Source organism: Flavonifractor sp. An100 (assembly GCF_002161175.1).
GTDB lineage: Bacteria > Bacillota > Clostridia > Oscillospirales > Oscillospiraceae > Lawsonibacter.
Genome location: NZ_NFMA01000010.1, coordinates 26,441 through 52,368 on the forward strand (window position 1 = coordinate 26,441; position 25,928 = coordinate 52,368).

38 protein-coding genes are annotated in these 25,928 nt (G+C 62.0%); 5 read left to right on the plus strand and 33 right to left on the minus strand.

Annotated features, from left to right (window positions below):
• Positions 1-32 precede the first annotated feature (32 nt).
• Entirely contained in the window at positions 33-761 is a 729-nt protein-coding gene (locus B5E43_RS07370) for a hypothetical protein (RefSeq protein ID WP_087395173.1), read from the plus strand.
• Positions 762-793: 32 nt separating this feature from the next.
• Here the strand turns inward: B5E43_RS07370 and B5E43_RS07375 are convergent, their stop codons facing one another.
• The 33 genes from B5E43_RS07375 to B5E43_RS07530 all read right to left on the minus strand — a co-directional run bounded on the left by B5E43_RS07375 (position 794) and on the right by B5E43_RS07530 (position 21,680).
• Positions 794-1,438 carry a hypothetical protein gene (locus B5E43_RS07375; RefSeq protein WP_087395175.1) on the minus strand — a complete coding sequence of 215 codons (645 nt, stop codon included), beginning with the start codon at positions 1,436-1,438 and terminating at the stop codon, positions 794-796.
• Complete coding sequence (locus B5E43_RS07380) at positions 1,435-1,770, minus strand: hypothetical protein (RefSeq protein WP_087395178.1); 336 nt, start codon at positions 1,768-1,770, stop codon at positions 1,435-1,437. The genes B5E43_RS07375 and B5E43_RS07380 overlap by 4 nt, the downstream gene beginning before the upstream one ends.
• Positions 1,770-2,243 (minus strand): hypothetical protein, encoded by a 474-nt coding sequence (locus B5E43_RS07385; protein WP_087395181.1) that lies wholly within the window; start codon positions 2,241-2,243, stop codon positions 1,770-1,772. The genes B5E43_RS07380 and B5E43_RS07385 overlap by 1 nt, the downstream gene beginning before the upstream one ends.
• Before the next feature lie 14 nt (positions 2,244-2,257).
• On the minus strand, positions 2,258-2,590 hold the full coding sequence (locus tag B5E43_RS07390; RefSeq protein ID WP_087379289.1) for a DUF2190 family protein: 333 nt from the start codon (positions 2,588-2,590) through the stop codon (positions 2,258-2,260).
• 23 nt (positions 2,591-2,613) lie between these two features.
• Positions 2,614-4,170, minus strand: coding sequence for a hypothetical protein (locus tag B5E43_RS07395; protein ID WP_087395183.1), 1,557 nt, complete (start codon positions 4,168-4,170; stop codon positions 2,614-2,616).
• Positions 4,171-4,178: 8 nt separating this feature from the next.
• Complete coding sequence (locus B5E43_RS07400; RefSeq protein ID WP_242964760.1) at positions 4,179-4,808, minus strand: HK97 family phage prohead protease; 630 nt, start codon at positions 4,806-4,808, stop codon at positions 4,179-4,181.
• The gene (locus B5E43_RS07405; protein WP_087395189.1) at positions 4,756-6,252 is read right to left on the minus strand and encodes a phage portal protein; all 1,497 of its coding nucleotides are present in this window, start codon (positions 6,250-6,252) and stop codon (positions 4,756-4,758) included. Before B5E43_RS07405 ends, B5E43_RS07400 begins: the two co-directional genes overlap by 53 nt.
• 4 nt (positions 6,253-6,256) lie before the next feature.
• Entirely contained in the window at positions 6,257-6,490 is a 234-nt protein-coding gene (locus B5E43_RS07410) for a peptidylprolyl isomerase (RefSeq protein ID WP_087379299.1), read from the minus strand.
• Between the two features lie 12 nt (positions 6,491-6,502).
• A complete protein-coding gene (locus tag B5E43_RS07415; protein ID WP_343214284.1) occupies positions 6,503-8,341 on the minus strand; it encodes a terminase gpA endonuclease subunit in 1,839 nt (612 codons plus the stop codon).
• Complete coding sequence (locus B5E43_RS07420) at positions 8,338-9,045, minus strand: hypothetical protein (RefSeq protein ID WP_087395194.1); 708 nt, start codon at positions 9,043-9,045, stop codon at positions 8,338-8,340. The genes B5E43_RS07415 and B5E43_RS07420 overlap by 4 nt, the downstream gene beginning before the upstream one ends.
• A gap of 401 nt (positions 9,046-9,446) precedes the next feature.
• The gene (locus tag B5E43_RS07425; RefSeq protein ID WP_087395197.1) at positions 9,447-9,956 is read right to left on the minus strand and encodes a hypothetical protein; all 510 of its coding nucleotides are present in this window, start codon (positions 9,954-9,956) and stop codon (positions 9,447-9,449) included.
• A 2-nt stretch (positions 9,957-9,958) separates the two neighbouring features.
• Positions 9,959-10,435, minus strand: coding sequence for a DUF1064 domain-containing protein (locus B5E43_RS07430; RefSeq protein ID WP_087395200.1), 477 nt, complete (start codon positions 10,433-10,435; stop codon positions 9,959-9,961).
• Positions 10,436-10,690, minus strand: coding sequence for a hypothetical protein (locus tag B5E43_RS07435; protein ID WP_087395203.1), 255 nt, complete (start codon positions 10,688-10,690; stop codon positions 10,436-10,438).
• Positions 10,691-10,693: 3 nt separating this feature from the next.
• Complete coding sequence (locus B5E43_RS07440; protein WP_087395204.1) at positions 10,694-11,494, minus strand: DUF5131 family protein; 801 nt, start codon at positions 11,492-11,494, stop codon at positions 10,694-10,696.
• The gene (locus B5E43_RS07445) at positions 11,475-11,657 is read right to left on the minus strand and encodes a hypothetical protein (protein ID WP_087379316.1); all 183 of its coding nucleotides are present in this window, start codon (positions 11,655-11,657) and stop codon (positions 11,475-11,477) included. Before B5E43_RS07445 ends, B5E43_RS07440 begins: the two co-directional genes overlap by 20 nt.
• A 9-nt stretch (positions 11,658-11,666) precedes the next feature.
• Entirely contained in the window at positions 11,667-11,930 is a 264-nt protein-coding gene (locus B5E43_RS07450) for a hypothetical protein (RefSeq protein ID WP_087395207.1), read from the minus strand.
• The gene (locus B5E43_RS07455) at positions 11,923-12,300 is read right to left on the minus strand and encodes a hypothetical protein (RefSeq protein ID WP_087395210.1); all 378 of its coding nucleotides are present in this window, start codon (positions 12,298-12,300) and stop codon (positions 11,923-11,925) included. Before B5E43_RS07455 ends, B5E43_RS07450 begins: the two co-directional genes overlap by 8 nt.
• Before the next feature lie 27 nt (positions 12,301-12,327).
• Positions 12,328-14,163: a DNA cytosine methyltransferase gene (locus B5E43_RS07460; protein WP_087395213.1), complete on the minus strand. Its 1,836-nt coding sequence runs from the start codon at positions 14,161-14,163 to the stop codon at positions 12,328-12,330.
• On the minus strand, positions 14,160-14,462 hold the full coding sequence (locus B5E43_RS07465; RefSeq protein WP_087395215.1) for a DUF4406 domain-containing protein: 303 nt from the start codon (positions 14,460-14,462) through the stop codon (positions 14,160-14,162). The genes B5E43_RS07460 and B5E43_RS07465 overlap by 4 nt, the downstream gene beginning before the upstream one ends.
• 12 nt (positions 14,463-14,474) lie before the next feature.
• On the minus strand, positions 14,475-15,224 hold the full coding sequence (locus B5E43_RS07470; RefSeq protein WP_143382969.1) for a hypothetical protein: 750 nt from the start codon (positions 15,222-15,224) through the stop codon (positions 14,475-14,477).
• 201 nt (positions 15,225-15,425) lie between these two features.
• The gene (locus B5E43_RS07475; protein ID WP_087395222.1) at positions 15,426-16,085 is read right to left on the minus strand and encodes a DNA methyltransferase; all 660 of its coding nucleotides are present in this window, start codon (positions 16,083-16,085) and stop codon (positions 15,426-15,428) included.
• Positions 16,066-16,458 (minus strand): hypothetical protein, encoded by a 393-nt coding sequence (locus B5E43_RS07480; RefSeq protein WP_087395225.1) that lies wholly within the window; start codon positions 16,456-16,458, stop codon positions 16,066-16,068. The genes B5E43_RS07475 and B5E43_RS07480 overlap by 20 nt, the downstream gene beginning before the upstream one ends.
• Positions 16,459-16,460: 2 nt before the next feature.
• A complete protein-coding gene (locus B5E43_RS07485; RefSeq protein WP_087395228.1) occupies positions 16,461-17,036 on the minus strand; it encodes a hypothetical protein in 576 nt (191 codons plus the stop codon).
• A 14-nt stretch (positions 17,037-17,050) separates the two neighbouring features.
• On the minus strand, positions 17,051-17,323 hold the full coding sequence (locus B5E43_RS07490) for a hypothetical protein (RefSeq protein ID WP_087395231.1): 273 nt from the start codon (positions 17,321-17,323) through the stop codon (positions 17,051-17,053).
• Positions 17,320-18,231, minus strand: a complete 912-nt coding sequence (locus tag B5E43_RS15660; protein WP_087395234.1) for a transglycosylase SLT domain-containing protein — start codon at positions 18,229-18,231, stop codon at positions 17,320-17,322. Before B5E43_RS15660 ends, B5E43_RS07490 begins: the two co-directional genes overlap by 4 nt.
• Positions 18,228-18,404 carry a hypothetical protein gene (locus tag B5E43_RS15095; RefSeq protein WP_158098992.1) on the minus strand — a complete coding sequence of 59 codons (177 nt, stop codon included), beginning with the start codon at positions 18,402-18,404 and terminating at the stop codon, positions 18,228-18,230. The genes B5E43_RS15660 and B5E43_RS15095 overlap by 4 nt, the downstream gene beginning before the upstream one ends.
• Positions 18,401-19,009, minus strand: a complete 609-nt coding sequence (locus B5E43_RS07500; protein ID WP_087395237.1) for a TraI domain-containing protein — start codon at positions 19,007-19,009, stop codon at positions 18,401-18,403. The genes B5E43_RS15095 and B5E43_RS07500 overlap by 4 nt, the downstream gene beginning before the upstream one ends.
• Positions 19,010-19,012: 3 nt before the next feature.
• Positions 19,013-19,231 (minus strand): hypothetical protein, encoded by a 219-nt coding sequence (locus tag B5E43_RS07505; protein WP_087395239.1) that lies wholly within the window; start codon positions 19,229-19,231, stop codon positions 19,013-19,015.
• Between the two features lie 9 nt (positions 19,232-19,240).
• The gene (locus B5E43_RS07510) at positions 19,241-20,179 is read right to left on the minus strand and encodes a DNA cytosine methyltransferase (RefSeq protein ID WP_087395242.1); all 939 of its coding nucleotides are present in this window, start codon (positions 20,177-20,179) and stop codon (positions 19,241-19,243) included.
• On the minus strand, positions 20,157-20,507 hold the full coding sequence (locus B5E43_RS07515; RefSeq protein WP_087395245.1) for a hypothetical protein: 351 nt from the start codon (positions 20,505-20,507) through the stop codon (positions 20,157-20,159). Before B5E43_RS07515 ends, B5E43_RS07510 begins: the two co-directional genes overlap by 23 nt.
• Positions 20,508-20,927: a hypothetical protein gene (locus tag B5E43_RS07520; RefSeq protein ID WP_087395248.1), complete on the minus strand. Its 420-nt coding sequence runs from the start codon at positions 20,925-20,927 to the stop codon at positions 20,508-20,510.
• Complete coding sequence (locus tag B5E43_RS07525; protein WP_087395250.1) at positions 20,917-21,381, minus strand: hypothetical protein; 465 nt, start codon at positions 21,379-21,381, stop codon at positions 20,917-20,919. The genes B5E43_RS07520 and B5E43_RS07525 overlap by 11 nt, the downstream gene beginning before the upstream one ends.
• A 23-nt stretch (positions 21,382-21,404) precedes the next feature.
• Positions 21,405-21,680 carry a helix-turn-helix domain-containing protein gene (locus B5E43_RS07530; protein ID WP_087395252.1) on the minus strand — a complete coding sequence of 92 codons (276 nt, stop codon included), beginning with the start codon at positions 21,678-21,680 and terminating at the stop codon, positions 21,405-21,407.
• 263 nt (positions 21,681-21,943) lie between these two features.
• Between B5E43_RS07530 and dnaA the strand changes: the two genes are divergently transcribed.
• From dnaA to recF, 4 genes are all read left to right on the plus strand, one after another.
• Positions 21,944-23,257, plus strand: coding sequence for a chromosomal replication initiator protein DnaA (gene dnaA / locus B5E43_RS07535; RefSeq protein ID WP_087395254.1), 1,314 nt, complete (start codon positions 21,944-21,946; stop codon positions 23,255-23,257).
• Positions 23,258-23,486: 229 nt separating this feature from the next.
• On the plus strand, positions 23,487-24,593 hold the full coding sequence (gene dnaN / locus B5E43_RS07540) for a DNA polymerase III subunit beta (RefSeq protein ID WP_087395257.1): 1,107 nt from the start codon (positions 23,487-23,489) through the stop codon (positions 24,591-24,593).
• 16 nt (positions 24,594-24,609) lie between these two features.
• Positions 24,610-24,825 (plus strand): RNA-binding S4 domain-containing protein, encoded by a 216-nt coding sequence (locus B5E43_RS07545; protein ID WP_087395260.1) that lies wholly within the window; start codon positions 24,610-24,612, stop codon positions 24,823-24,825.
• Entirely contained in the window at positions 24,822-25,925 is a 1,104-nt protein-coding gene (gene recF / locus B5E43_RS07550) for a DNA replication/repair protein RecF (protein WP_087395263.1), read from the plus strand. Before B5E43_RS07545 ends, recF begins: the two co-directional genes overlap by 4 nt.
• Positions 25,926-25,928: the final 3 nt, after the last annotated feature.

Here is a 25,928-nt window from a genome sequence, read left to right on the forward strand (position 1 = left end):
CAATAATCAGAACAGAAAGGAACGAAGAAACGATGAAAAAATCCCTTGCGCTCTTGCTGTCCCTGGCGCTGGCCGTTTCCCTGTCCGCCTGTACCATTTCGGACGGCGAACAGACGCCGGACGCCTCTGGCGCTCCCGCCGCCTCCGAAGGTTCCACCCAGGACACCTCCACACCTCCCGCCGATCCCGAACCGATCACCGTTGACCAGGAATTTTCCAGCGGCAACTATACCGCCGGCATTGATTTCCCGGCCGGTACTTACGACATTGTAGCCGTCAGCGGCGGCGGGAACGTCAGTTCCAGCAACGCCTTTAGCGGCGGGATCAATGCCGTCATGGGGACGGAGGATCAAAACGAAATGGTGGATATGTACGAACAGGAATATAGCAACATTGACCTGCCGGAGGGCGTGGTGCTGTCCATTTCCGGCGTGACGGTCCGCCTTACCTGTGACGACGCCAGCGGCGCCCCGTTGACTCCCCGCAATCAGGAGATCACCGAAACGGTGGAACTTGGCAACGGCAACTTTGTGGCCGGTGAAGATTTCCCTGCCGGTGTGTATAACATTGTGGCCGTCAGCGGCGGCGGGAATGTCAGTTCCAGCAATCTGTACGACGGTGGGATCAATGCGATCATGGGGACCGAAGATCAAAACGAATTGATGGATATGTACGAACCGGAGTACAAAAACATTGACCTCCCGGAAGGTACGACGCTCACCATTGATGGCGTCCAGGTTCAACTTGTTCCCAGCGTATAAGGTTCTTTCGGCGGCCCCGCTCGGGGCCGCTTTTATTTCCCCTGAATGGTTTTTTCAATTCTCTTTTCGATCTCTCTGTCCAGAACGTCGTAAAGAATGGTTCTTGTCCGTTCCTGCACTTCCTCGTTTCCCATCATGCTGGGTACAGAGGGGCCGGTCAGCACCTTAATTCTGGTCATATCCGGCCATTGTCCGCGTCGTGGCATACCGTATTTTTCCACACGGTCCGCAGCCCCGCTCGTTGTATAGGTTTCTCCTATCCTCCGTTGTGCTATGGCCACGTGTGTACTTCTGAACGTCACCTTAAAGGCCGTTGCCCCGGCGCGCTCCAGCAGTTTTTTTCCGCCGTCTTTGCGAACCTTTGTTTTAACGCCGCGGCTCCCTTCCTCTGTCAGAAAGTCTGATAACTCATTTACTGGGCCTTTTGAACGGATTACCGCCATAATATTTCCCGGTTTTGCTGTCTGGACGGTCGGGGCGCCCCTTTTCCGGTCTTTCAACACACTTGGGTCGATGGTATAGGCGTCCTCCACGTTGTCCGGGATCTGCTTTCGGACCTTTCTGGCCGCCGCGTTGATGGACAGGCGAAGAACGTCTGGGGCTTTTATGGCCTGCCATTCCAGCCTTTTTGCTATTTTTTCAATTTCGGCCTGGGTGTCAACCTCGATATGGATCATGTGCGGATCGCCTCGATTTCAATGGTCAGGACGCCGGCCGCCTCGTCTGCCTGTACCACGCGATACTCCCGGCCGTCCAGGTTCAGGATCTTGCCCGACATGGGCCGCCCGCCGTAGTCGGTCTTATCCACATACAGCAGGCGCCGCGTCCGGTATGTCCCATCCGTGTGGACGCCTCCCCGGGCCGCGTCCCGCTCCAGCAGGGCGTCGTCGTCCACCACCGCGTCCATTTTCCGGCCGTCGATGGTGTGGGTGTCTGCAAATTCCTGGGTATTCAGGAATACGCCGTGAATATCCGCCGCCACGCAGTCTTTGAAGGAGGGGGCGCCCATTACAGGGCACCCCCGTTTTCATCCTCTGCGGGGGCGTAGACTTCCGCCGCCGTGATCGCGGCGATCAGGTCCGCCTTGGTCTTGGCCTTGGAAATATCCAGGCCCATATCGTTGGCCATGCGCTCCAGGTCAGCCTTTTTCAGGCCCTCCAGGTCTTTGGGATCCAGGTGCCCGGCGATCATGCCTCCGGTTTCGCCCTCTCCGGCCTGTTCCCGGGCCTCCTGGCCGCCGTCTGCCGCTCCCTGGCCCTCGGTATCCCCGGATACCTCCGTGGTGTTCTCCGGCCCCCTGGGCGGCTCCTGGGCCTCCTCCCGGCCTCCCATGGCGGTGTCCTGTTCCGCTCCGCACAGTTCCGCGCTGTCATTTTCCAGCCACGCGGCCACCATTCTGGTGTCGTCGCCGGGCAGGTTCTCCCCGTCCCGATACATACGGCCCCGGTACAGGATCGGCCGCTTTGCAATCAATCCTTTCATGGCCTGGCCCTCCTTTAGCCCAGCAGTTTCACCAGCACCGTGGCGTCACTGGACCCGGCCGCCGCCACGGCCCAGCCTGCCGGGGTGTTCGCCGGGCTGCTGCCCGCTGCGGTGGTGATGTTTTCCGCCGCCTTGTCCCAGTAAAGGGCCTGGCCCACCGTGACGGCGCCGGTGGCCTTGGGGATCTCGAACACGCCCACGACGTGGACCGCGCCGGTTTCGCCGGCCGGAATGTCGTTCCCAGCCACGCCGATCCGGGTGGCCAGGTCCACCACGTCACCGTTTGCCAGGTCGTCGGTGGGGGTGTAGTCGATGGTTTCGCCTCTCTGCCAGTATTTCGCGCTCATATCTGTTTTACCTCCTTACTGCCTTACAGCGTGATGGTGGTTCCGGGGTTCTTGGCAATACCACGGAAGTCCACGGCGGTGATACCCCAGTCCAGCCAAATGTCCCACACATAGCCCAGTTGGCCGGCCACCTCCATGCGGCGAATGGTCGGGGTTTCCTGGCCGTTCAGGTAGTCCACCTGGATGGAACGGGCATAGGTGGGATCGCCCGCGACGAACCAGGGCACCGCGTTGGAACCGGCCAGGGCGTTCAGGGTGCCCTCCTCGATCACCTGCAGGCGGTTCCGGTACTGATACAGGGCGTTTGCGGTGTGGCTGCCGATCCCGTCCACGTCGATCTGCGCGGTTTCCAGGATCTGCGACATAAGGAACCCGTAACCCACGGGCACAATGATGTACCGGGGCTGCACCATAATGCTGTCCCCGAAGGGGTCCTTCTGGTTCAGCAGTTTGATCATAATGGCCTGCAGGGTTTCAATGGACGGGGCCGCGCCGGTGGTGATCAGGTTGTTGTGGTTGGCGTGGAACAGGGCCACACCGTCGAAGATCGTGGGGTTGTTGAACAGGATGGAATACACCTGCTTGTTGATCGTGCGCTTGGCGGAGGCCGCGTACATACCGGGCACCTGGGTGATAAAGCCCACGTCGTCGTTGATAAACGCCTCCCGGGTCATGGAGAACTGGCGGCCGTAGGTTGCCACCTGGCGCTGGGGGAGAAGTTCGGTCTGCGGGGTGTCGTGCTTCAGTTCGCCGCCCTCGCCCACGCGCAGGAACTCACCGGCGCCGCCGGCCAGGTACTCGTGATCCTTGGTGGGCTTGAAGTCGGTCACGCTGCCCTTGGTGGTCCACACCTGGAACGTGGTGGGGACAGCCTGGTATCTCTGCACAATGGCCTTGCGGATCGTGTTGTCCAGGATCGCGGGGAAGGCCGCCGTGGGGTTGAAGAACTGGCGGCAGGCCATGTTCCACAGGTCGTCCTTGGACATACGGAGAAGGGAGGCCGTGGTCCCCAGGCCCTCCCGGGCCATGCACTCAATGGCCAGATCGCGCAGGGACAGGCCGCGCATTTGCTCCGCGTTCTCGCTGGGGCGCTCCACCTCCATGCCGCTACGCATAAGCAGGCCGTCCACGGCCGCCTGGCGGAAGTTGTCCTGCTCCCGGCTGTTGTCGGACATTCTGGCGCCCACGGGGCCGTTGTGCTGGATCAGGAAGTCCACGGCCGCCGCCCGCACGGTGTCCATGGTGGCGCCGCTGCGGATATACTCCTCCGCGTCCATGCCGGTCTGGCGGCACAGGGCCATAATGTCGGCGGTGCGCTGGCGCTCCGCCTGGATCGCTCTCTGCGTGTCTGCCACGCTGGGCTGGTTGGTGCCGGCCGGGGCGCCCTGGCCGCCGTTCTCCGCGCCGCGCTCACCGCCGGCGGGCTGGCCGCCGGCCTCGCCGCCCTCGTTGCCGGCGTCGATCACGGCCTGGCAGCGGTCGAACTCCGCCTGCTCCTCGGCGGTCAGGTCCCGGCCCTCGTTGCGGGCCAGGGTCACAAGTTCCTGCTGGCGGGCAAGGGCTTTCTGCAGTTCATTCATGGTTTTTCTTACCTCCTGTTGAAAATCAGATTTTTGTTTGCTTGGATCTGTCGCTCATACACGGAGAGGGGGGCGCACGTCTGGCCCGTGTCAGCCCGTCCCACTCCCACAGTGGGATCCGCAGGCACGGACACCACGGACACCTCCAGCGGCGTCCACTTCCGGGCGATCTGGCAAGGGCCGGTAAATCGCCCATCCGCAGATTGTTTCCCGGCCACCACTTCCTCCCAGGCGTCCACGCTGTACCGCACGGACGTGGTTTTCAGTGTGCCGGACCGCACTTTCCCGAAGATCTTTTCGGCGTCGTCGTCCGTGTCGAACTCCACTTCTGCCATGCCCCGGTGGTTTTCCACCCAGGCCCGGATCACCTTTCCCACCACCTTGTCGGTGTTGTGGTTGAACAGGAGAACGCCCACGCTGTTCAGGCGGGACAGGTCCACCGCGTTCTCCCCGTGGTCCAGGATCTCCATGCCGAAAAAGCGCCGGTATGGCTCCTCACTGGAAAAACTGATTGTCCGGCGTCTGCTCTCCTGGGGCTGGTCCTCCCGGGAAAGGATCTGGCCCATGCTCCTGGTTCCATGGTCCTTATCCCTGGGGCGGTTGCCCTCCGGCGTTCTGCTGGGCTGCTGCCGTTCCATTTCCAAAAATTACACCTCCCATCTCAATGCCTTTTTCTCGGCCATACTCCAGGACCTCGGCAGTTTCGTCGATGGCCTGGCGCCAGTCCTTGCCCCGCTCGGCGCAGATCTCTTGGTAGGTCTTTTGCCCGCTCTGCAGGGCGGTTTTGTCGGCGGTGCTTTCCTTGGCCGGGTCGATCCACTTTTTCGGGGATTTCACCCAGTCATGGGCCATATACTCCGCCTTTTTATCCCAAAACCCGGGGAAGGTGATCACCCCGGAGAGATAACACGAAATAATAAATTGCTCGTACACCTCGGACATGAACTCCGTCAGCAGTTCCGTGTCCTCCGCGTATGTGTCCTCGTCCTCGATGGCGTTTTGCCGGGCGGAGGAGTAGGTGGACCCGCTCATGTCGCGGGACACCGCCTCATAACTCAATCCCTGGCCCGCGCCGATCAGTCCCTGCTGAACTTTCAGGAACGCGGTGGCGTCGGTGGCCGCTCCCTTGGGATCCACCACCTGGGCCTCGTCGCCGGCGCCCATTTCCATGATCATGCCCGGCCCCAGTTTCTTGCCGGCGTAGTCCACGCGGCCGTCCGGCCCGCGAACCCCGGAACGCCCCAGGCTTGTCCCGGTCGGAATGGTCTTTTTGATCAGCACCGCCAGGCAGGCCGCGATCCGCTCCTTGACGGATACCGCGTTTATAAACTCGTTCACGTCCCGGATCCTGGTGATCGTGTGGGACATATCCGACATTTCCCGGATCTGGCTGGGCCGCCGTTTCGATTTCAGGAAATAGGCGTCCTTGGCGTCAATGTAGATCGGTTGCAGCAGGCGCCACCCCTCCAGGTCATATTGCTGGATCCAGTAACCCACCGGCCGGCGCCAGGAATTATATTCAATCCCGCCCACGACGCGGTTTCCCTGCCGGTGCGGGGCGCTCTGTGTCACGTCCAGTTCGTCCACCTCAATGGCCTGCAACTTGAACGGCACCACGCCGCCGGAGGTGTGGCGGAACAGGAACAGGATCCCGCCGTCCACCTTCTTGCGCTCCACGGCCATGCGTAGGATCTCGGTAAAGGATTGCTCCCCGGTCACGTCGCAGTTTCTGGCCTTGCACCATTGACGCCACAGTTTTTCGATCTGGCGGTTCAGGTCGTCGTCCCCGGTCCTTGCCCGGAGGGTAAAGCCCTTTCCCACCACGTTGCGCTTGTAGGCCAGGACCACGGCCTGGAGAATGTCGCTGTTCCGCTCCAGGTCCCGTGCGCGGGCGCGTACCACGTCCCGGCTGTATCGGTCTGTGATCTCCGCGCTCTCGTTGTGTGCCCTCCACCCGGAATTGATCCGGCCGAACCCGGCCGCGTCATATCCGCGCATAGCCTCCAGCCCTTGGCGCCACGCCTCCCGCTCGTATGCTTTCTTTGGGGACACGGCCGCGATCATGCTGTCAATGAAACTCACCGCTTTACCTCCCCTCGAAAAATGCCATGTAGGTGCGCCCCAGCAGGGGGCCGCTTTCGTCGGCCGCCAGTTGCGCCTCCAGGTCGTCCCGGAGGGTTTTCAACATGGCCAGGTCCGCCCGCGTCAGTTGGCGGCTGCCGATCCGGTAGGATTGCCCGCCCACCAGCACGGTGGTGATCGCCTTGTTGACCTGCTCCAGCAGTTCCGCCGGGGCCGCTGTTGTGTTGTCCAGTTCCATGATTGCCTCCTGTCAGAACCAGTTTTCATTCTGCTGGATCCATGTTTCCTCCGGTGCCGGCTGCGGCTTTGGCGGTGCCGGCTTTGGCGCCTGCTCCTCCGCTCGGTCCGGGTTTTTCAGGAACAGGGACCGGACCTCCAGCACGTCGGCGGCCGCCGCCGCGTACACCTCGCAGTCCAGGTAATGGTTGTCCGCGTGGGAGGATTTCAGCACCCACCGCTGAACCTCTTTTCCGGCGGCCCGCTCGGTGATCTTATGCTCCGCCGTGACCTGCTCCGCATACTCCAGATCACAGTCTTTATGCACCATCCAGGATCCGTTCCCGTTTGGCCGCCTCATGCGCCCGGCGATCATGTCCTTGTACTTGCCGCCGTCCACAAGGACCAGTTGCATACCGTTGGCCCGGCTCCCGGCCTTGTCCACGGTGGAGATCTTGTAATGGCCCTGGAGGGACGGGACGCCCTTACAGGGCCGTACCCAGTCCATGTTCATGGTGCAGAACTCATACACCGCGTCGGTCTGGTCGCCGCTGTCCATCAGGGCCAGGTCCACCATGACCTTTCCGCCGTCCGGCAGGGAAAACTCGGTATTCATAATCCGTTCCACTTCCGCCATGGAAAGCGCCTGGCCATGGGCCACGTTTTGGGAGGTCATAAAGTCGCCCCATGCTCGGATCACCCAGTACAGGCAATTTTCCTGCACGTCGATCCCGCCGGTCAGCAGTTTTGTCCACGCCGGGAGGGACCAGGCCGGAACCTCCGTCTGCCGCTCCATGACCATTTCGGCGTTGGTTTTCAGTTTCGTGTCCTCCCATGGCTCCGCCAGCCACGAATTGACGAAGTTGTGGAGCAGTTCCGGGTCGTCCTTGGCCCGCATAAACTCCCGGGCGATGTCGGAAAACCTGGTAAACGGTGAATACAGGGTATTCATCCAGTAGGCCACGCTTTTGGGCGTCGTCGTGGTCTGCCGGACGATCTGCCACCGGCCCGCCTGGAGCATGGCCGCCTTGTCCCGGTCGGTGATGATACACCCACACGCCTGGCACACGTATGTGGCCATTTCGGCCCGCTCCGCCTGGTCCGGCACGTCGTCCTTGCTGGGCCACTTGATCTGTGCGAATTTCAGTTCGATAAATTCCCCACAATGGGGGCACGGCACAAAGTAGTGTTTTTCCGCGTCCGCCTCCTCCTTGGCTTTCCAGATCGGCCCGGTTTTCAGGGTCGGGGTGGAGGCCATAAAGATCTTGCGGTTGAAAAATGTCTTTGTGCGCTCAATGGCCAGGGATACGGGGTCGGCCTCTTTTTTGGTCGCCCCCGGGAATTTGTCTACTTCATCCAGGAACAGGTATCGGATCGGGGTGGAGGCCAGGCTGGCCGGGCTGTTGGCTCCGGTCAGGTAGACGATCATATCCCGGAACTTTAGGGCCAGGCGCTTGCTGTCATGCTCCCGGTACTTCTCCGCCAGGGCTTTGCACTGGCGGATCATTGGCTCCAGTTTCGCCTCCACCGTGCGCTCTGCCAGTTCGTCCGAAGGGTACACGAACATGGCCGGCGCCGGATCCTGGTCTATCAGGCTCCCCAGGGCGTTCTCCATAGCGGAGGTGCCGCCCACCTGCGTGGGCTTGACAAAGACGATCTTTTCCGTGGTTTCGTCGGAAAAGGCGTCCATGATCTCCACCAGGTACGGGGTGACGTTGTTCCGCCACGGCCCTGGTATGGCGTTTCCGTTTGGCAGGACCCGGTTCTGCTCCGCCCATGCGGATGTGCTTACCCGTTCCCTTGGCCGCAGGATCTCAATGGCCGGCACCATCCACCGGGGCACCTTGTAGGGCTTTACTCGGTACTTCCTCACGGCGCGGCCTCCGGCGGGTCCTCCGCCTGCATGGCGTCCACGTAGGCCGTCAGCATGGTTTCCAGTTCCTTGCGGATGGCCTTTTGCGCGTTGCGGATCGTGATGGCGTCCGCATACCCGGACATGGCCCCGGCCATGCGGGCCGGGATCGTCATGGCGAACTTTTGAAAGGCCGCCATAAACTCCGCCAGTTCCTCGGTGGCCTGCTCCGCCGGCAGGTACTTCCCCTCCGCTATGGCGGTTTTCAGACGGTGTAGGCTGCCCTGGCTCTCTTTCAGGGCCACCTCCGCCTCCAGTTTTTTCAGGTTCAGTTCCGCCAGCCGGCCGCCCTCTCCGATCTCCTGGGCCTTTTGCTCCACATGGGCGATATACCGCTGGATCGTTTCGCAGGTCCGGTACTTCCTGGCCCCGCCGCCGGGCGGGACCTCTGTTTCCAGGATCCCGTCCTGGGTCAACTGCTGGACCCGCCTGGTGGTTTTCCCCAGCAGTTGGGCGATGGCGGTGGAATTGGCCCATTCCGGCACCGTCCCGGTCAGCACCGCCGGCGTCGTGGACCTCTTTGGCGCTGTTTTTTTCGTCGTTCCCGCCACCTGCAGCACCCCCTTTTCCGCCGCCGGCCGGATGGCCCCGCCGGTTTCGCTTTCCGCCTGGTGGTGGATTTCGTTTTTTTGACCTCGTTTCCTCTGGATTTTTTCGGGCCTCACCCCCTTTAGGGGGTGGGTGCCTCCCGATTGCTCCGGCCGGCGCGTCAATGCGTAACGTAACGGCCCGTTTTTCAGGAATTTTCTTGGAGAAAAACGCCGGGCCTTCCGCGCCCCGCATGGTCGCACCCCCTGGGAAGGACCCAAACAGGGGCGCCCTCTCATTTTTCGGAGAGGGGAGGCCATGGGCGCCCATGGTATGACGCCCATGGCCATGTGGTTGCCGGGCTGCGTCCGCTCTGGTACTGTGGACGCTGCGGGGTGAAAGGAGGAAAGCCCCCGCGCCTACGCTCCGCCCGGCTCTGGTATGGAAAGGGGAGGGCCGCCAGGCGTTTCCCTGGTGGCCCTCCCGATTTCCATGGTATCAATATAGCACAGTAAAAAGTCCGATGACGTCCGAACTTTTATCCGTGCTTGTTTTTCTCTTTGCCTGCCATGTATTCCCCCACCAGTTTCCCCGTGCGCTTACAGGCCAGCAGGGTGTCCAGGGCGGCGTTGTAGTAGTCGAATATGCGGGACCGGCTCATGTGTACGGCCTGGGCGATCTTCTCCCAGGGCTTGCAGTCGATGTGCCGCATTTCCACCACGGTGCGCTCCATGGAGTTTTGGGGGAGTATGTCGATCATATCCATAACATGCAGGACGGCCTTGGCCATGGCCTCCCGCTGCTGGTCGATCCGCTCCTCCACCTCGGAGATCCGGTACACAAGGGACACGGCCCCGCCCTCCCTGGCCTGCCTTTTTGCGGTCGGCGTGGTCCTGTATGTGGATCCCACGCCCGGGTCCCTCAGTTCGGCAGATAGGGTGCGGTGGCGCTCCTCCAGTATCCGCTTTTTTACTTTGGCGTCATGGTACTGCTGCAGGTACTCTTTGACGGCCTCCCGCTCCGGGTTCGTGCCCCTTGTCATGCTCATGGTCACACCTCTGTTATGTCGATCCCCAAACGGTCCTTTAGCAACTTCTTTTTCATGGCGTAATCCTTGGTGCGTGTGGCGCGGCTCTTTACGTCCTCCACCACTTTCTCCGCCGGGTCGCCCTCGTAGTATGTAAAATCGGCCCTGTACCGGATGGCCCGCACCCGGCGGCCCTCCGTGTCCGTGTATGCCTCCTGGAGGGTGAAGTCTACCTGCAGGCGCAGGTCCTGGATCTCCCCTCGCTGCTCCCGCTCGATCAGGAAGTCGTACCGTCGGGCCTCTTTCTGGCTGGCGAACTTGATGACGGCCCCGGAGGCCGTCACCCGTGTGGTGGGGGTGTTCCGGTACTTGTTCACCTTCTCGGGATCCTGCACGGCTGCGGCGGAGGGCACAGTCCCCCGCCGCGCCTGCTGTTCCATGTACTTTTTCACGGCCTGGGCCTGGTATTTCGGCGGCAGGTCGGAAATGCTGATGGCCATTTACGTTCCTCCGGCTTTTCCGCCTTTCACTGGCACAAACCGGCATTTGTCCACGGCGAACTCCGCCACGTACCCTATGGCCGTACAGGCCAGCATAATGTCCGCCGTGAGGTCGTCTGCGTCCTCCTGTCCGCGCCCGTCCTTGTTCACCTTCCGCAGGTTCTTTGCTATGATCTGGCCGAACTCGTGCAGATTGTTGGCCGCCTCCAGCCACCGCTCTTTTTCCACTGTGTACCCGATCTCGATTTTCTCCACGGTTCACACCAGCCTTTCAAAACGGCCCATGAAATGGGCGGCCCACTTGGTTGTCGCGCCCTCCTGGTCGCTCCAGGGGAGGGCGGAGGGTGGTAGGTCCGGGAAATAGGCCCGCAGGTTGTCCTTGTAGAAAACCGGGATCTCATTTTCCGCGCAAAACTCCGCGATCTGCTCCACCCATTCCCGGCGCGGCTTTACCTTGTCCATCCGGTTCCCGGTTTCGGCCCCCAGGATCACCCACTGGGGCAGGCCCTCCGCCGCGCTCATGTCCACCGGCCCCAGCAGCGGCTCCATGCTCCAGAATGTGTTGATATTCGCCCATGGCATGGGGTACATGGCCGCCGCGTCCTCATTGGCCACCGTGGACCCGTACCAGAAATTTTCCGCATGGGGGAGGAGGGCCACCCGGTCCAGTTCCAGGTATCGGGCGGGGTTTTTCGTCAAAAACAGGTATCTGTGCTGGGGCGCTCTCTGACAGGCGTCCACCACGTCCCTGATCCACTCCGTCGGCACCCAGCGGCCGAACAGGTCCGCCATGCTGCACACAAAGACGGTCCGGCCCTCTTTCTTCCGCTCCGGCTGGTCCAGCCGGTAGCGGTGCAGGGTCGGCTCGAACCCGTAGGGGTACGGCGCCCCCTTGATCTTCTCCTCCAGGACGTGGAGGCCGCCCAGGCTTGCGCGGTCCTCCAGGCCGGCGTCAAAGCGGTGTGCGGTCCGCCTGGCGTAGCAGTAGGGGCACCCATGGCGGCACCCGGTTACGGGGTTCCAGGACATTTCCGCCCAGTCAATTTTCGTTTCGTTCATGGCGTTTACCTCCGTTCAGTTCCAGCATTTTCTCGCGGACCAGTTTATCCACGACGTGGCCCGGCTCCCGATACCCGCACATGGCGGCCAGCCTGTCCAGGTTGTAGGCGGTCTGCGCTGTCACCAGGAGAGTGACCCGCCGCAGGTTCTTTTTCTCTCTCATGGATCCGCCTCACTTCCTGCCCCTGTCCAGCCCGATCTCCTCCATGTTCATGCGCCCTCTTTTGTCGGCGGCAGTCTGGATCCCGTGCTGCACAGAAAGCAGGATCACGTCGGTGGCCATTTTATGCGGCACGTGCCGGGTGGCGGTCATGATTTGCCACGCGGAGGCCACCGCCACCTCAATGGCCGCCAGTTGGTCTTGCCCCGTTCCCCGGGTGGTCACTTCCAGGCCGCCGTTTTTCTTTTCCACGCTCAAAATAACCTGGTCATTCATCGTCTGGATCCTCCTTCCACTCATTCACGATACAGTCCCGGCAGTTGCAGTCCGGGCAGTAGGTACAAATATCCTCCCCGGCCTTTGCGGCGGCCCGGATCATGGCCTCCAGGTCCGGTATGTTGATCCTCCGGTTTGGGTGGATCAGTTCCACCACCCGGCGGAGATAGGCGGCCGCGTCCCAGTCGCCGTACACCTCCGCCGGCCCGCTCGGTTCCAGCTTCTCCGGGTCCATTGGCCAGATTGCCACCGATCCGCCAGCGGGGTCCGCGTCCCACCGGGCCGTCGATTGATCCGTGATGTTCCCGGCCTTGTCCCGGCAGATCCGCCCCATTTTGGCGGTTCCCACTCCAATCCCGATAACGCCCATTTGATTTCCTCCTTTTCTTTCCGGCGGCTATACCGCCACCGCCTTTTCCAGTTCCTCCATGGTGTTGATCTCAACGCCGCACCACTCCGGCAGGTTGGCCCTTACCAGGGCCGTGGCGAAGGGAGGGGGAACCGCGTTCCCGCACCGTGCCACCTGTTTGGTCTTTGGGTACTCCCGCCCGGTATAGTCCCGTTCGATCTTGTAGTCCTGTGGGAACCCGTTGGCCATATACAATTCCCGGGGCGTCAGCATGCGTAATCCTATGTCTGCCATGAAATAGGCCGTTCCTCCAATCTCGAACAGGATCACGTCCTCCGGTCCCAGTCGATACCCGCAGTAGGTGTTCAGCAGGTCCCGGATCTCCGGCCAGTGTTTCAGATCCGCGTCCCGCTCCGCCTTGGCCACCACGCTGGTGACGACGCCGAAGTGGCCGCCGCCGGCGGTGATGGTCTGCACCGGCTCCGACATGGGGCCGCCCAGGTTGGTCCCCTTCATTTTGACCAGGTGGGTGGCCGTCATGGCGTTGTGGTCCACGGCTGTGACCGTGTGGAGCGGGTCGGACATTCTGGACCCCTCCCCGGTATATGCTCCGCCGTAGAACTTGGCCAGGTTCGCCGCCAGGACGCCCTCCCGGTCTTTTGCGGTGACGGTGTGGAGCGGATCCCCGGCGCTCTGGCCATGCTGGTCGCTCCCGTAGTATTTGACCAGGCTGGTCGCCGCCAGGCCGTAACGGTTGGAGGCGTCAATGGTCATAAGGGGTTCCGCCAGCCCTTGCCCCCGTACCCGCTCGGTCTGCTCGGTGTGGTACTGGATCATGGCCGGGGTGATCACCATTTGATGGCCTCCCGCTCCGCTGCTTGTGATTGTATTCACCGGCTCGGTGATCTTGGTCCCTATGGCGTTCTCGTTGTTGTGCATGGTCAGCGGTGCCATGACAGGGGAGGCGACGCCATACCCGTGCTTTGCCGTCACCGTCTGGAGCGGTTCCGCCGTGTTCTGCCCCCGGAAGTCCCCGGCGTGGTTTACCACCACCAGGAACGGCTCCGGGGCCTTGATTGCGAACTTGTCCACCCCTCGGATCACTCGCCGCATTGTGTTGGGGCGGAGTGGCCGCTGTGCGGAAAGCCCGTATTTCTCCCGGATGGCCTCCCGCGTGTCGAAGATGGAAGGACAGGGCAGGCTCCAGTCTATGACCTCCGCCGCGCTCCTCCACGGCTTTTTCTGCCCCTCCAGCACCTCCCGGCTGCCCGCCGGTGCGTGTGTCGGCTCCGGCCACACAATGGGCGCGCCGTCACACCTTGCCACCAGGAAAAACCGTTTCCTGGTCGTTGGCGCCCCGTAGTCCGCCGCCACCAGTTCCCGCCATTCCACGGCATACCCCAGGGCCTCCAGTTGCGAAAGCCATTTGCGGAAGGTCTGTCCGGCCTTGGATTTCACCGGGTGGCCTTTCCGTACAGGCCCCCAGGTCTGGAACTCCTCCACGTTCTCCAGGATGATCACCCTGGGCCGCACGGTCCCGGCCCACCGCAGAACGATCCAGGCCAGGCCCCTTATGTTCTTGTCTACCGGCTTTCCTCCCTTGGCCTTGGAAAAATGCTTGCAGTCAGGGGAGGCCCACAGCAGGCCCACCGGCCGGCCCTGGCACACCTCGCGGGGATCCACGTCCCACACGCTGGCCTGGTAATGCTCGGTGTACGGGTGGTTGGTCTTGTGCATTAAAATGGCGTCAGGGTCATGGTTGATGGCGATGGTCACAGGGCGGCCGGTGGCCAGTTCGATCCCCGTGGAGGCCCCGCCGCCGCCGGCGAAACTGTCCACGATGATTTCATCCAGAAAGGACACCTGCGCGGTCGTCCGGCTCATTTTGCCCCGCCTCCCGTCATGTCCAGATACAGGGCGCACTCTTTCCCGGTCCGCTGGCACCAGGCCCATTCCACCATGGCGCCCCGGCTCTCCTGATAGTCAGGGAGGAACACGGCCAGGTCCGACGCCTCCAGCATGGCCAGCGCGATCCGCATATAGTCCCCGTCGGTCAATCCGTCCGGCAGGGTGGCGGGGTTCAGGACCACATGGCCGGCCGCCTCCAGGGCTTTGGCTGCCTCCCGGAACTTTGCCCGATACCGCCGATCCCCGGCGATCTTTCCCGCTATGTAAATTTTCATCGGCTTGTCCTCCTATTCGTTGAAAACCTCGAAATATTCCTGGTATGGGTAGCCCGTCATTTCGTGCCACCCGCTCTTGCAGGTTGCTCCGTCGTCGAACTTATACAGGACCGCGCCTTTCCGCGCCTTTGGCTCCTTCCTCCAGGAGGAGGCGGGCACCACCTTGTAGGTGATCACCGGCTTGGCCATGTTTTGGGTCTTGCTGTACCGCTTGCCCCGTTTCCCGATCTCCCGGTACTTTTCCATGGTGGACCGGCTTTCCTTCATCAGGTAGGCCGCAAGTTTCGCATGGTTCCCCCGGCGGTCCAGGGGCTTAAAACTGATACCCCCGCCGCCCCTGGGGACGTTCTCCCATGCCTCGGTGATGATCTCCGGGTCCATCCGGCTGATCACCACGTGTATGTGTGGGTTGGTCATGCGCTTGGTTTCGATCACCACCACGGCCTTGTACTTGATCCCGCGCTTTCGGCAGGCTTTCCGAAGGTTGGCCAGGAAAGCGGCCTTATGGGCCAGGATCTCCTCAAAGGTCGTGTCCTTGTCGTAGTAGTGGAGGACGGCGTGGAGATCCCGGTGGTCAAAGTTCCCATTCAGATCCCAGCGCAGGTGTTCCTCCGCCACCCGCTCGTTGATCCGGGCCTGCCTCTCCGTGGTGGTCCCCTTATTGGGTCCGCGCTTGACCCCCTTGGTGTGAACCCGGACGGATTGCATTTTCCTATGTTCGACGGTCCGGCCAGCCTGCACCATCCTGTGGACGTATGGCATGGTGCCCCTCCTTTACGGGTGCTGGTCACTTTACTAATGCCTCTTACCGGCGCTTACGGGGCCGTGGCCCCGCCGAAAAATTATCCGTTGCGAACCTCCCGGGGAACTGATATAATATAGGTATCCGGGACGGTTTCGCCGTCGCTTATATCGCCACCTGCGCCGTGTTGTCAGCACCAGGCGCAGGTGGCTTTCATTTTCCTAAAAATGTATATTGTAATCAGATACCCCCCCCCCGCCAAACAGGGACATTTGCGCGGTGTGTTGCTGGAACCGCTTTTCCTGGGCCTCGAAATACTCCGGGTCGATCTCGTACCCTGTGAAGTCCAGGCCGGCGTCCCACGCGGCGATCCGGCTTGACCCGCTCCCCAGGTGTGTGTCCAGGATCCGGTCCCCTTGCTTTGCATAGTGTTGAAAAATCCAGGCATACAGCGCCACCGGCTTTTGCGTTGGGTGTATCCTTCCGGCCTGGGCGGAGGATAGCGCCACGCGCTTGCTCGGTCTGTCAAAACTGGTCCAGGCCAGTTCAAAGGAGGCAAAGGACACTTCACTGGAAAATCCCTTGTCCCAGCATATCCAGCACGAACTATCCGCCGCCGGGATCAGGCTCACAAAATGGTTGGCCCCGAAAATGATCTGGTTTTTTGACACCCGCACCAGTTCCGTGAAGTATTCCGGCGGCGGTGGCGTGTCGTCCCAGGTCACTTTTTTGTATTCGCTCGGCCGCTCACCCTTCCGCCGCCCCATGTTGTTGCTTATCTTGATCCCGTATGGTGGATCCACCACGGCCAGGTCGAAACATTGATCCGGCATGGACCGCATGGCCTCCATGCAATCCATATTAAAGGCCCGGTTCTCCATTGGTCCGCGCCTCCATTTCTGCCGCCAGTTCCTCAATGGTGGCCGCCGCGCTCTCCAGTTCCCGGGCCAGCAGGTCGCGGCCGAAACGGTCCCGCTGGTGCATGGCCTCCAGGCGTAGGTCCGCTGCCTGCCTCTGGTATGGGTCCCGGCTCTCCGTTTTCACTGGCCCGGCCCCCGTGTGGATCAGCCCCAGCCACCAGGTCGGGTTGTTCCGCTCCGCCTCGTGCGGGCAGGCGTCGCAGTTCTCCGCCTTGCACTTGTCGCAGAACGCCCGGTGAAATGCGTTGTCCCACGGACCTTCCAGGCAGGGGAGGGAACCCAGGAAAGCGCCCAGGACGGCAGGGGAGGCGGTGATCTTCTCGAACTCCGTCACGGTCAGCCCTCCCTCTTGTGCAGGTCCACGCTCTCCAGGGCCTCCCACACGGTCCGCTCCCACTCCCACGCCCAGGTGGTTTTTCGGATCGCCTCCAGCATGACGGTTTCCCCGTCGTGGCTCCAGGTCAGCGCACGGCCGCCTGAAATTGCGGCCGATCCCATTTCCGCCGTGGCCCGCTCGATGATGGCCAGGGCCGTGGGATCCACGCCATACGCCTGGCGGCCGCTTACCTCCTGGAATAACTGATACCCCCGGAAGGTGACAGGGACATAGGAGGCCATGCTGGCCACCTCTCCGCCCATCCACCCGTCCACGTCGTCGCTCACGATCCCAGCCATGACGGCCTGGGGCTGGCCGTCCTTCTCGATGGCCACGGCCTCGCCGTCGTCCGGGATCATTCCCATGTGTTCCACGATGGTGGCCAGCGCCTTGCGCGGCAGTTTCGTCCACAGGCACCGCATGAACCAGCCTTCCGTGTAGATCGTGACCTCCCCGCCCTGGTTCAGGACAGTGTACCCTCCGTGGCGGTATGCGATCTTGATGGCCCTTACCAGGCCCTGCTCCTCAATGATCACCAGCCTGTCCTCCTTTACGAAATATGTAGGGGCATTTTGGCCGCCGGCTCCGAAGGATCGGCGGCCCACACCTTTGCGTCCAGGATCGTCACCCAGTCACACCGCCACACCTCCGCCGCGTTCAGGATCGCGGCCAAGTTGGAGGCGTGGGGCACCACCACGGACCCGTGGGCAGGGTGGTCCACCCTGGAACGGCCCTGGGCCTGCCAGCGGTGGATCCGTGCCCGTTCCCGGGTGGTCCTCCATATCTGCTCCCGGCTCCCCTCATTGAAGTTGAATGGTTTCACACCAGGACCTCCTCCCAGCGGGCCATGGCCTCCATGACCTTGGCGCTGTACTCGGTGGAGGTGATACCGGCGGCCCACGCCTGGGCGGCCCCGCCCGGTCCCATGTTGTAGGCCATAAGGGCCTTTTCCGGCTCCCCATAGTTGGCCATGTGGGTCCCCAGCAGGTAGGCCCCGCAGATGATGTTACCAGCCGGCGTGGTCGGGTCCTCTCCGGTTTCTGCCTCCAGGTTGATCCAGTATGTATTCTGCGGCCCCGGGTTTAACTGCATGATCCCCACCTCTCCCACGGCGCCCACGGCCTCCATGTCGAAGTGGCTTTCCACCTCCGCCACGGCCAGGGCCAGGGGATAGGGGCACCCGTATTCCGCGCAGGCGGTCCGCATAACGTCCTGGAGGTCGTAGGAAAGCGGGATCTCCTCGGAGAAATACCCCTGTTCCAGCAGGGCGGCCTCGATCTTCTCCGCCTCCATCGGATCCTCCCCCAGGACGGCCGCCGGCGTGGTGATCGTCATGACGGCCACGGGGTCCGGCTGGATCGTTTCCGGTTCGTCGGCACCTGCGGCCGCGCAGGCCGCCGCCGCCCACACTATGGCCAGGATCAGGGCCGCCAGGCAGGCCAGGGCGGCAATCCGGCGGCGCCGGACGATACGCCGGCGGCGCTCATTCCGGCGGCGGTTGGCCTCCCGGCGCTCCGCCTCCGCTTGCTCCTGTGCCCGCGCTCTCTCCCGTTCCTGCTGTTCCCGGGCGGCGGCCCGCGCCCGTCGTCTGGCCGCCTCCGCCAGTTGATCCTCCCGGCGGTGCCGTGCCTCCATGGCGCCGATCCGGCGTTTCAGGTCGTCCACGTCTTCCGCCACACCCTGGTACTGCTCCATGGCCCGGCGGTACTCTTTTGCTTTTCGTTGGCTCATTTCCTGGACCCTCCCGTGAAAAATACTCGCTTGACCTCATAGGGGAGGCCATAGCGCCGGCGGCCGCACTTGTCGCAGGTGATCTTCTCGGACCGTCCGGGCAGTTGCTTGACCTCCCGATCCTTCCGGGCGGCGATTTCCACCGCGCAGGGCTTGCAAAGGACCTTTTTCATTCCTCCGCCGCCTCCCGTTCATCCACCCAGGCCGCGCACATATCCGCCTGGTGGAGGCGCCACACCCACGGGGTGGCCTCCATGGCCGCCGAAAGGGCGCGGCCGTCACCCTTCACCGCGTTGTCATAGGCCCCCATGTGCCACCGGATGGCCATGGCCTCCTCCGGCTCCAGGTCCATGCGCCGCTGGATCAGGTACAGGCTTTTCTCTCCGTGGCCCAGGGGGAGGGGGTCCCGGAACTCATACGGGGCTACGGCGGCCAGGTCCCCCTCCGCTATGGCCTTAAATAAGTCTGTCTTGTGGTACACGCCCACCTTGCACACGTCATGCAGCAGGCCCAGGATCGCCACCGTTTCCTCCACGTCCTCCGCCAGCAGGTCGGAGGTGATGGTCCCGTAGGTTTCCACGCACACGATGGCCCGCAGGCGGTGGTACACGTTCAGGGAGTGTTCCATCAGGCCGCCTGGGTGCGCTCCGTGGTGCCGGGTGGAGGCCGGGGCCTCGAAAAAGTCCGTTTCCCGCTCCAGCCACTCCAGAAGGTCGTCCGCATGGTCCCGCCGGACCCGCTCGGTCCAGATCTTCAAAAACTCCGCTTTTCTGCTCATGGTCTACACCTCCACACCTTGAAAGGTTTCCTTGATGGTTTTCCCGCGCACCTCAAAAGCCACGATGTGGAACCGGCCCCTCGGGTGGATATAGTCCACGCGGCCCCGCATGGGCCGCCGGATGGCCTTTCCCCGCGCCCCATCCTCGAAGATCGTCTGCGGCGTCCGCACCACTTCCTGGCCGATCTCCAGCCCGGCCGGGCGCCTCCTCTGCTTGCTCATTGGCTCCTCCTATTTCATGTGGCGGAATATCTCTGCGATGACCTCCGCCGTCCAGCCGTTTCCGATGGCCTTTGCCCGCTCGGCCTCGGTCGCTCCGTGGGCCGTGTACCCCTCCGGCAAAGTCTGGAGGCGTTCCAATTCCGTCATGGTGAATTTTCTGATTACGCCGTCGTGGTAGACGCACCCCTCGCAATCGCAGGCCAGGGTGTTGCTCTTTCCTTTTACCACCCGTCCCCGCCGGGTCTTTGATGTTGGGAAGGCCAGGTTTATCCCGTCGCCCTCTTTGGCCACTATGTAGCCCATCCGCGTCGCTTGCTTTACCCTCACTTCTCCTTCCACGACGCTGATCAGGTCTGCGGCCGCTTTGGGGATAGCCGGGTCAAATAGCAGGCCGTCCCGCTCCACAAATTCGGATCTGTCCACGTCCCGGTCGATCACGTCCAGCAGGCGGATCCCTCGGTCCTCCGGGACCCCCGCCCCCGGTATGTTCGTCCAGTAGGTACGTGGGCGGTTCTGCGCCGATACCAGTCTGCTGTTGATGTGGATGGGCTGGACCCCCAGGGTCTTGGTGATCACGTCCTCCCACTCCTTTTTCATGACCACGTTTTCCAGCAGGAACATGACGCCCCCTTTCCGAAGTTCGTCCAGGATCCTGGCGAACTCAAAAAACAGGGCGCTGCGTGGGTCGTCAAAGTTCAGGTGCTGGCCCGCCCTGGAGAACCCCTGGCATGGGCTTCCCCCGATTAGGAGGTCGATATGCGGCAGTTTCCGCGTCCTCACGTTCCGCACGTCCCCCAGATATGTGATCTCCCCCGGCCAGTTCGTCTTGGATATGTTCATGGGCGCAGCCTCGATCTCGCTGGCCATGTATTCGTCCACTTTGATACCTGCCATTTCCAGCGCAAGCCGCCCCGTGCTTATCCCGTCAAACAGGCTCAGTACGTTCACGCTCTGCCCTCCGTTTTTCCACTGCGGTGGTGAACTCCTCCACCATGCCCCGCTCCCGGAGGCCCTGCAGGTCCAGTCTGTGAATGTCCCTCTTTTTTATCTTCCCGGTATCCCCGTCCCGGACCAGGATGGAAAGGAGCGGTTTCCCCATGCAGGCGGAGAGGTATGCGCTGGCGCGGTCCCACTCCTGTGTGACCCACTCCAGGGCACAGTCCTTTGTCCTCGGATATTTTATGAAGGTCGTCCCGCTCCGCATGGGCGGGAGGTCTTTCACGTATTCCGCCACCAGTGCGTAAAGTTTCGTTTTATTGGCCGTCAGCCGCAGCATTTACAGGACCTCCTCCCGATACCAGGCCAGGATCCGCTTGGCGTACTTCTTGCGGGTCCGCTTTTTCTTGGTGTGCCGGTAGCGGTAGGCCAGGGGGCGGTTGTAAACGGAGGCCCACCGCATGGCCTCCCGGAACTCCAGCGCCCCCCAGTAGACCGCCCACACCCTGGCCATCGCCTTTCCAGCCCGCTCCAGGGTTGTGCATATCGCGTCCCACGCCCCCGTCAGTGACTTCATGGCCTCGCCGGCCCGCTCCAGCGTGATGGTCATGGACCCGCCGGAGAATACGGCCGACGGTACGGCCTCCACAGGTCCCTCCGCCGCCAGGGAGATCTCCGGGATCTCACCGCCCGCGATCCCCACCGGCTGGCCGTCCATGTAAACCGTCAGCGGTCCGGTGCCCTTTTCGTCAGGTCTCATCCGGCCATCCCTCCCCGTATTCATAGCCCAGGAGCATATTGTGGGCCAGTCCGCCCATTCCCTCCTGTAATGCCACCAGGTGCAGCAGGGTGGTGTACGAAATTCCCGCCCGCTCCAGGTGTCCCCGGAACTCCTTGGCCTCTGCCACGGCCCGGCGGATCGCCCGCCGTTCCTTTTCCGCCTCCGCCGCGTCGAACTCCGCCTGCAGGGCCTCCAGATCAACCTCTCCCGCTATGATCTTCTGGCAGAACTCCACGGCCTCCTCCCACGTCTGGAAAGTCTTGTGGCCCGTGGTCCTTATGTCCCTGCCCTTGCCTTTGGTGTCGTGGCTGTCCACGGAATATCCCTTTCTCGGTCCGCCGCACTGGTACCAGATCTGGAAGATCACACCGTCCTGTCGTCCGGTCATTACCCGTAGGCCCTTCCGCCTCCACTTGATTTCCTTTCGTTTCATGCGGTTCTCCTTTCCGGCGGCCGTTACAGGCCCGCCGCCCTTTTCCCGGTGGTGGGCTTTCCGGCTTTTCTGCCCCGCCGCTCCAGGGATTGCTGCACCTTGCGCTGGGCCAGATCCGCGCTGTACCGCAGGCGCTGGTCTGGCAGGCGCGTCCCATCCCGGCCCCGGGAAAGTTCGGTATAAACTACGTCCAGGGATTTCTCAAAGGCCCCCGCGATCTCTCGCGGCGATCTTCCTTCCTCCCACATTTCCTGTATCTTCCTCCGGTCCTCGATGGTTCTGAAAGCATAGTCGGCCATGTCCTCACCTCCAAACGGGCAAAAAAATTAGGTCACACGCGGTCGAATGACCTTGTGTAACCTAATAGTAATGTCTGCCTTAAATAAAAAAATGTGGGAAATTCTTGCCCCCCAGGCGGTTTTTTGGTATAATGATAGGTAGGAATTTTTGCAATTTTCCCGGGACCGAATGTCCGGTCCCGTTCTCTCTCCGCCGCCTTCCCCACCCCCGGGTGGGAGAAGGCGCTTTGAAAGTTCGGAAACCTTTTTGAAGGAGGAGCCCCATGAATCCTGCCGCAGATATCTGGTCCAAGGTGGTGGAGCTGATGCAGCCCGAGATGACCTCCACCACCATCAACACCTGGTTTGACGACGCCACCGCCGTGGCTCTGGAGGAGGACCGCTTCGTCCTCTACTCCCCCACCCGCTTTAAACGGGACATCATCGCCTCCCGGTATGTGCCCTTTATCCAAAAAGCCCTGTACGAGCTATTTTCCGCCGATCTGGACGTGGTGGTTCTCACGGAAGGGGAGCTGGACACCTACCAAAAACCGGCGAAAACCAACTTTCTCCCCGGTACGGAGGAATATACCTTTGAGCGCTTCGTGGTGGGTTCCTCCAACAAGTTTGCCCACGCCGCCGCCCGGGCGGTGGCCGACAACCCGGGCCAGAGCTACAACCCCCTGTTCATCTACGGGGAGTCCGGCCTGGGCAAGACCCACCTGCTCTACGCCATCGCCCACACCATCCACGCCGCCCACCCCGACTACAAGGTGGTGTACATCAAGGGAGACACCTTCACCAACGAGCTCATCCAGGCCATCCGAGAGGGCCGCAACTCTGAGTTCCGGGAAAAATACCGGGGTGCTGACGTGTTCCTCATGGACGACGTGCAGTTCATCGCCGGTCGGGACTCCACCCAGGAGGAGATGTTTCACACCTTCAACACCCTCTACGAGCTGAAAAAGCAGATCGTCTTCACCTCCGACCGCCCCCCCAAGGAGATGCTCCGTCTGGAGGACCGTCTGAAAACCCGCTTTGAGTGGGGCCTATTGGCAGACATTCAGCCCCCGGACTACGAAACCCGCATGGCCATCATCAAAAACAAGGCTATCCGCATGGGTGTGGAGCTGCCTGAGTTCCTGCTGCAGCTCATCGCCGAGAACATCACCGCCAACGTGCGGCAGATCGAGGGCACCGTGAACAAGATCATGGCCTACCAGGACCTGATGGGGGACACTGTGGACAAGGAGACGGTGGTCCGGGCGGTGAAGGACATGTTCAAGGACAAGTCGGACATCGTGCCCACCGCCGACGTGATCATCGACGAGGTGTGCAAGTTCTATAACATTGAGCCCTCCATCCTCCGGGGCCAGGGCCGGGCCAAGGATATCTCCATGGCCCGCCAGATCGCCATGTACCTCATCCGCCGGATGACCAACCTGTCTCTGAAGGAAATCGGCAAGGAGTTTGAGGGCCGGGACCACACCACTGTCCTCCACTCCATCGAGCGCATCGAGGACCTGGCCAAAAACGACCCGGAGAAGGCGGAGATCATTAAGGATATCACCGCGAACATCAATATCCGGTACGAGTAATCTTTCCACACTTATTTGTGGAATGTTTGTTGACAAATGTGGAAAACAGCCCTCCATATTTTCCCCTGTGGAAAGTGGCTGTTTTTTCTCCACACCCCCTGTTGACGCTTTGTCCCTTGGGGCTGTAAGGTTTTTTCCGACTTTCCACATTTTTTTCGCCTACGGCTGTTATTACTAAATTTATACCGAACCTCTCCCCGGTTTAGGGAGAGAGACTGGAGGAATCCCCATGAAATTTTCCTGTGAAAAGGCCCTGCTCTCCGCCGCCGTGGCAGTCACCTCCCGGGCAGTTGCCGCCAAGAGCTCCATTCCGGCCATGGAAGGGATCCTGGTGGAGGCGGGAGCCCAGCTCCGCCTCACCGGCTACAACCTGGAAACCGGTATTCAGGCCACCGTCCCCGCCGAAATTACCCAGCGGGGCTCCCTGGTGCTCTCCGCCCGGCTGTTTGGGGAGATCGTGCGGAAAATGCCCGACGATGTGGTGGTTTTCTCCTCCAACGGATATATGGTCAACATCCAGTGCGGCCTGTCCCAGTTCAACATCCTGGGCACCGATCCAGAGGAGTTCCCCGAACTGCCCACCGTGGACCAGCAAAATTCCCTCACCCTGCCCCAGCCCACCCTCCGCTCCATGATCTCCCAGACCCTCTTTGCCGTCAGCGACAACGAGAGCCGCCCCGTGCACACCGGTTCCCTCTTTGATGTGGAAGGAAATAGCCTCACTGTGGTTTCGGTGGACGGCTACCGCCTGGCCCTGCGCCGGGAGGAGGTTGTGGAAAAGAAGGGACTGGAAAACTTTTCCTTCGTAGTTCCCGGCTCCGCCCTCAGCGAGGTGGAAAAAATTTGCTCCGGGGAGGAGAACATCACCGTCACCCAGGGCGCCCGCCACGTCATGTTCCAGACCGGAGAGATCGTCCTGGTCTGCCGCCGCCTGGAGGGAGAGTTCCTCCCCTACCGCAACGCCATCCCCCGGAACAACACCATCAAGGTGGAGTGCGACACCCGCGCCCTCCTCTCCTCCATTGAGCGCGTCTCCCTCATCATCAGTGAAAAGCTGAAAAGCCCCCTGCGCTGCGTCTTTGGGGATGGAATGGTGTCCATCACCACCAAAACCGCCATTGGCGACGCCGCTGACCAGTGCCCCATTAAAGGGGACGGAGAGGGATTGGAGATCGGCTTCAACAACAAATATCTGATGGACGCCCTGAAAAACGCCCCCGCCGACAAGCTGCGCCTGGAGTTCACCTCCGGGGTGGCCCCCTGCGTCATCCTGCCCGCCGAGGGGGAGGAGAAATTCGTCTATATGGTCCTGCCCGTGCGGCTGAAGGCCAACTGAGAAAGCCGAGGGTATTATGGAAAGCAATGAAATTAAAATCCACACCGAATTTATCAAGCTCCAGGACCTGCTGAAATTTGCCGGGGCGGTGGAGACGGGGGGCGACGCCAAGCTCATCATCCAGGAGGGCCGGGTCACCGTCAACGGCGAGGTGTGTACCATGCGGGGCAAGAAGCTGCGCCCCGGCGACCGGGCGGCCATTGACGGGGAGACGGAGCTGGTGGTCACATGATGCTCCGCAGCCTGGAGCTGGACTTTTTTCGCAACTACCCCCACCTGGAGGCCTCCTTTGACCCCAGGGTGAACCTCATTTACGGAGACAACGCCCAGGGCAAGACCAACCTGCTGGAGGCCATCGCCTACCTGTCCACCGCCCGCTCCCACCGTTCCCGGTACGACCGGGAGCTCATCATGCTGGGGGTGGACTCCGCCTTTGTAAAGGGGGAGGTGGACAGCCGGGAACGGACCTTCACCCTGGAGGCCAAGCTCTTCCGGGGTCGGGGCAAGCAGCTGTTCTCCAACGGAGTGCGGCTGAAGACCGCCGGGGAGCTGGCGGGCATCCTCACCACTGTGCTGTTTTGTCCCGAGGATCTGTACCTCATCCGGGAGGGGGGCGCGGCCCGGCGAAAGTTTCTGGACAGCGCCATCTGTCAGCTGCGGCCCCGGTACGCCGCCGCTCTGGGGGAGTATAACCGCCTGTACGACCACAAGACTCGGATTTTACGGGACTGGCCGGAAAATCCCTCCCTCCTCCAGACCCTGGACGACTTCAACCTGCGCCTGGCCCAGACGGGGGCCATCCTCATCCATTACCGGGCCCACTTTATCCGCCGCCTTTCGGAGCACGCCCCCGCCATCCACGCCGACTTCTCCGGCGGGCGGGAAGCGCTGGGGCTGGAGTACCAGACGGTGTCCACGGTGGCCGACCCGTTGAAAACGCCCCGGGAAATTTTAACCCACCTGCTGGACCACCAGCAGGCCCACCGCCAGGCGGAGCTGGACAGCCGGCAGTGTCTCTCCGGCCCCCACAAGGACGACCTGCTGGTGACCATCGACGGCGCCCCCGCCAAGGTCTACGGCTCCCAGGGCCAGACCCGGACGGCGGCCCTGTCCCTGAAGCTGGCTCAGCGGGAGATCTTTCAGGAGGAGACCGGGGAGTGGCCGGTGCTGCTGCTGGACGACGTGCTGTCTGAGTTGGACGGAAAGCGGCAATCCTTTGTATTGAACCGCATCCAGGGGGGACAGGTATTCATCACCTGCTGTGAGGAGGAAAAACTCCACGGCCTGGAGGGAGGCAGGGCCTTCCACATCCAGGGCGGACGGCTGGTGTGAGGA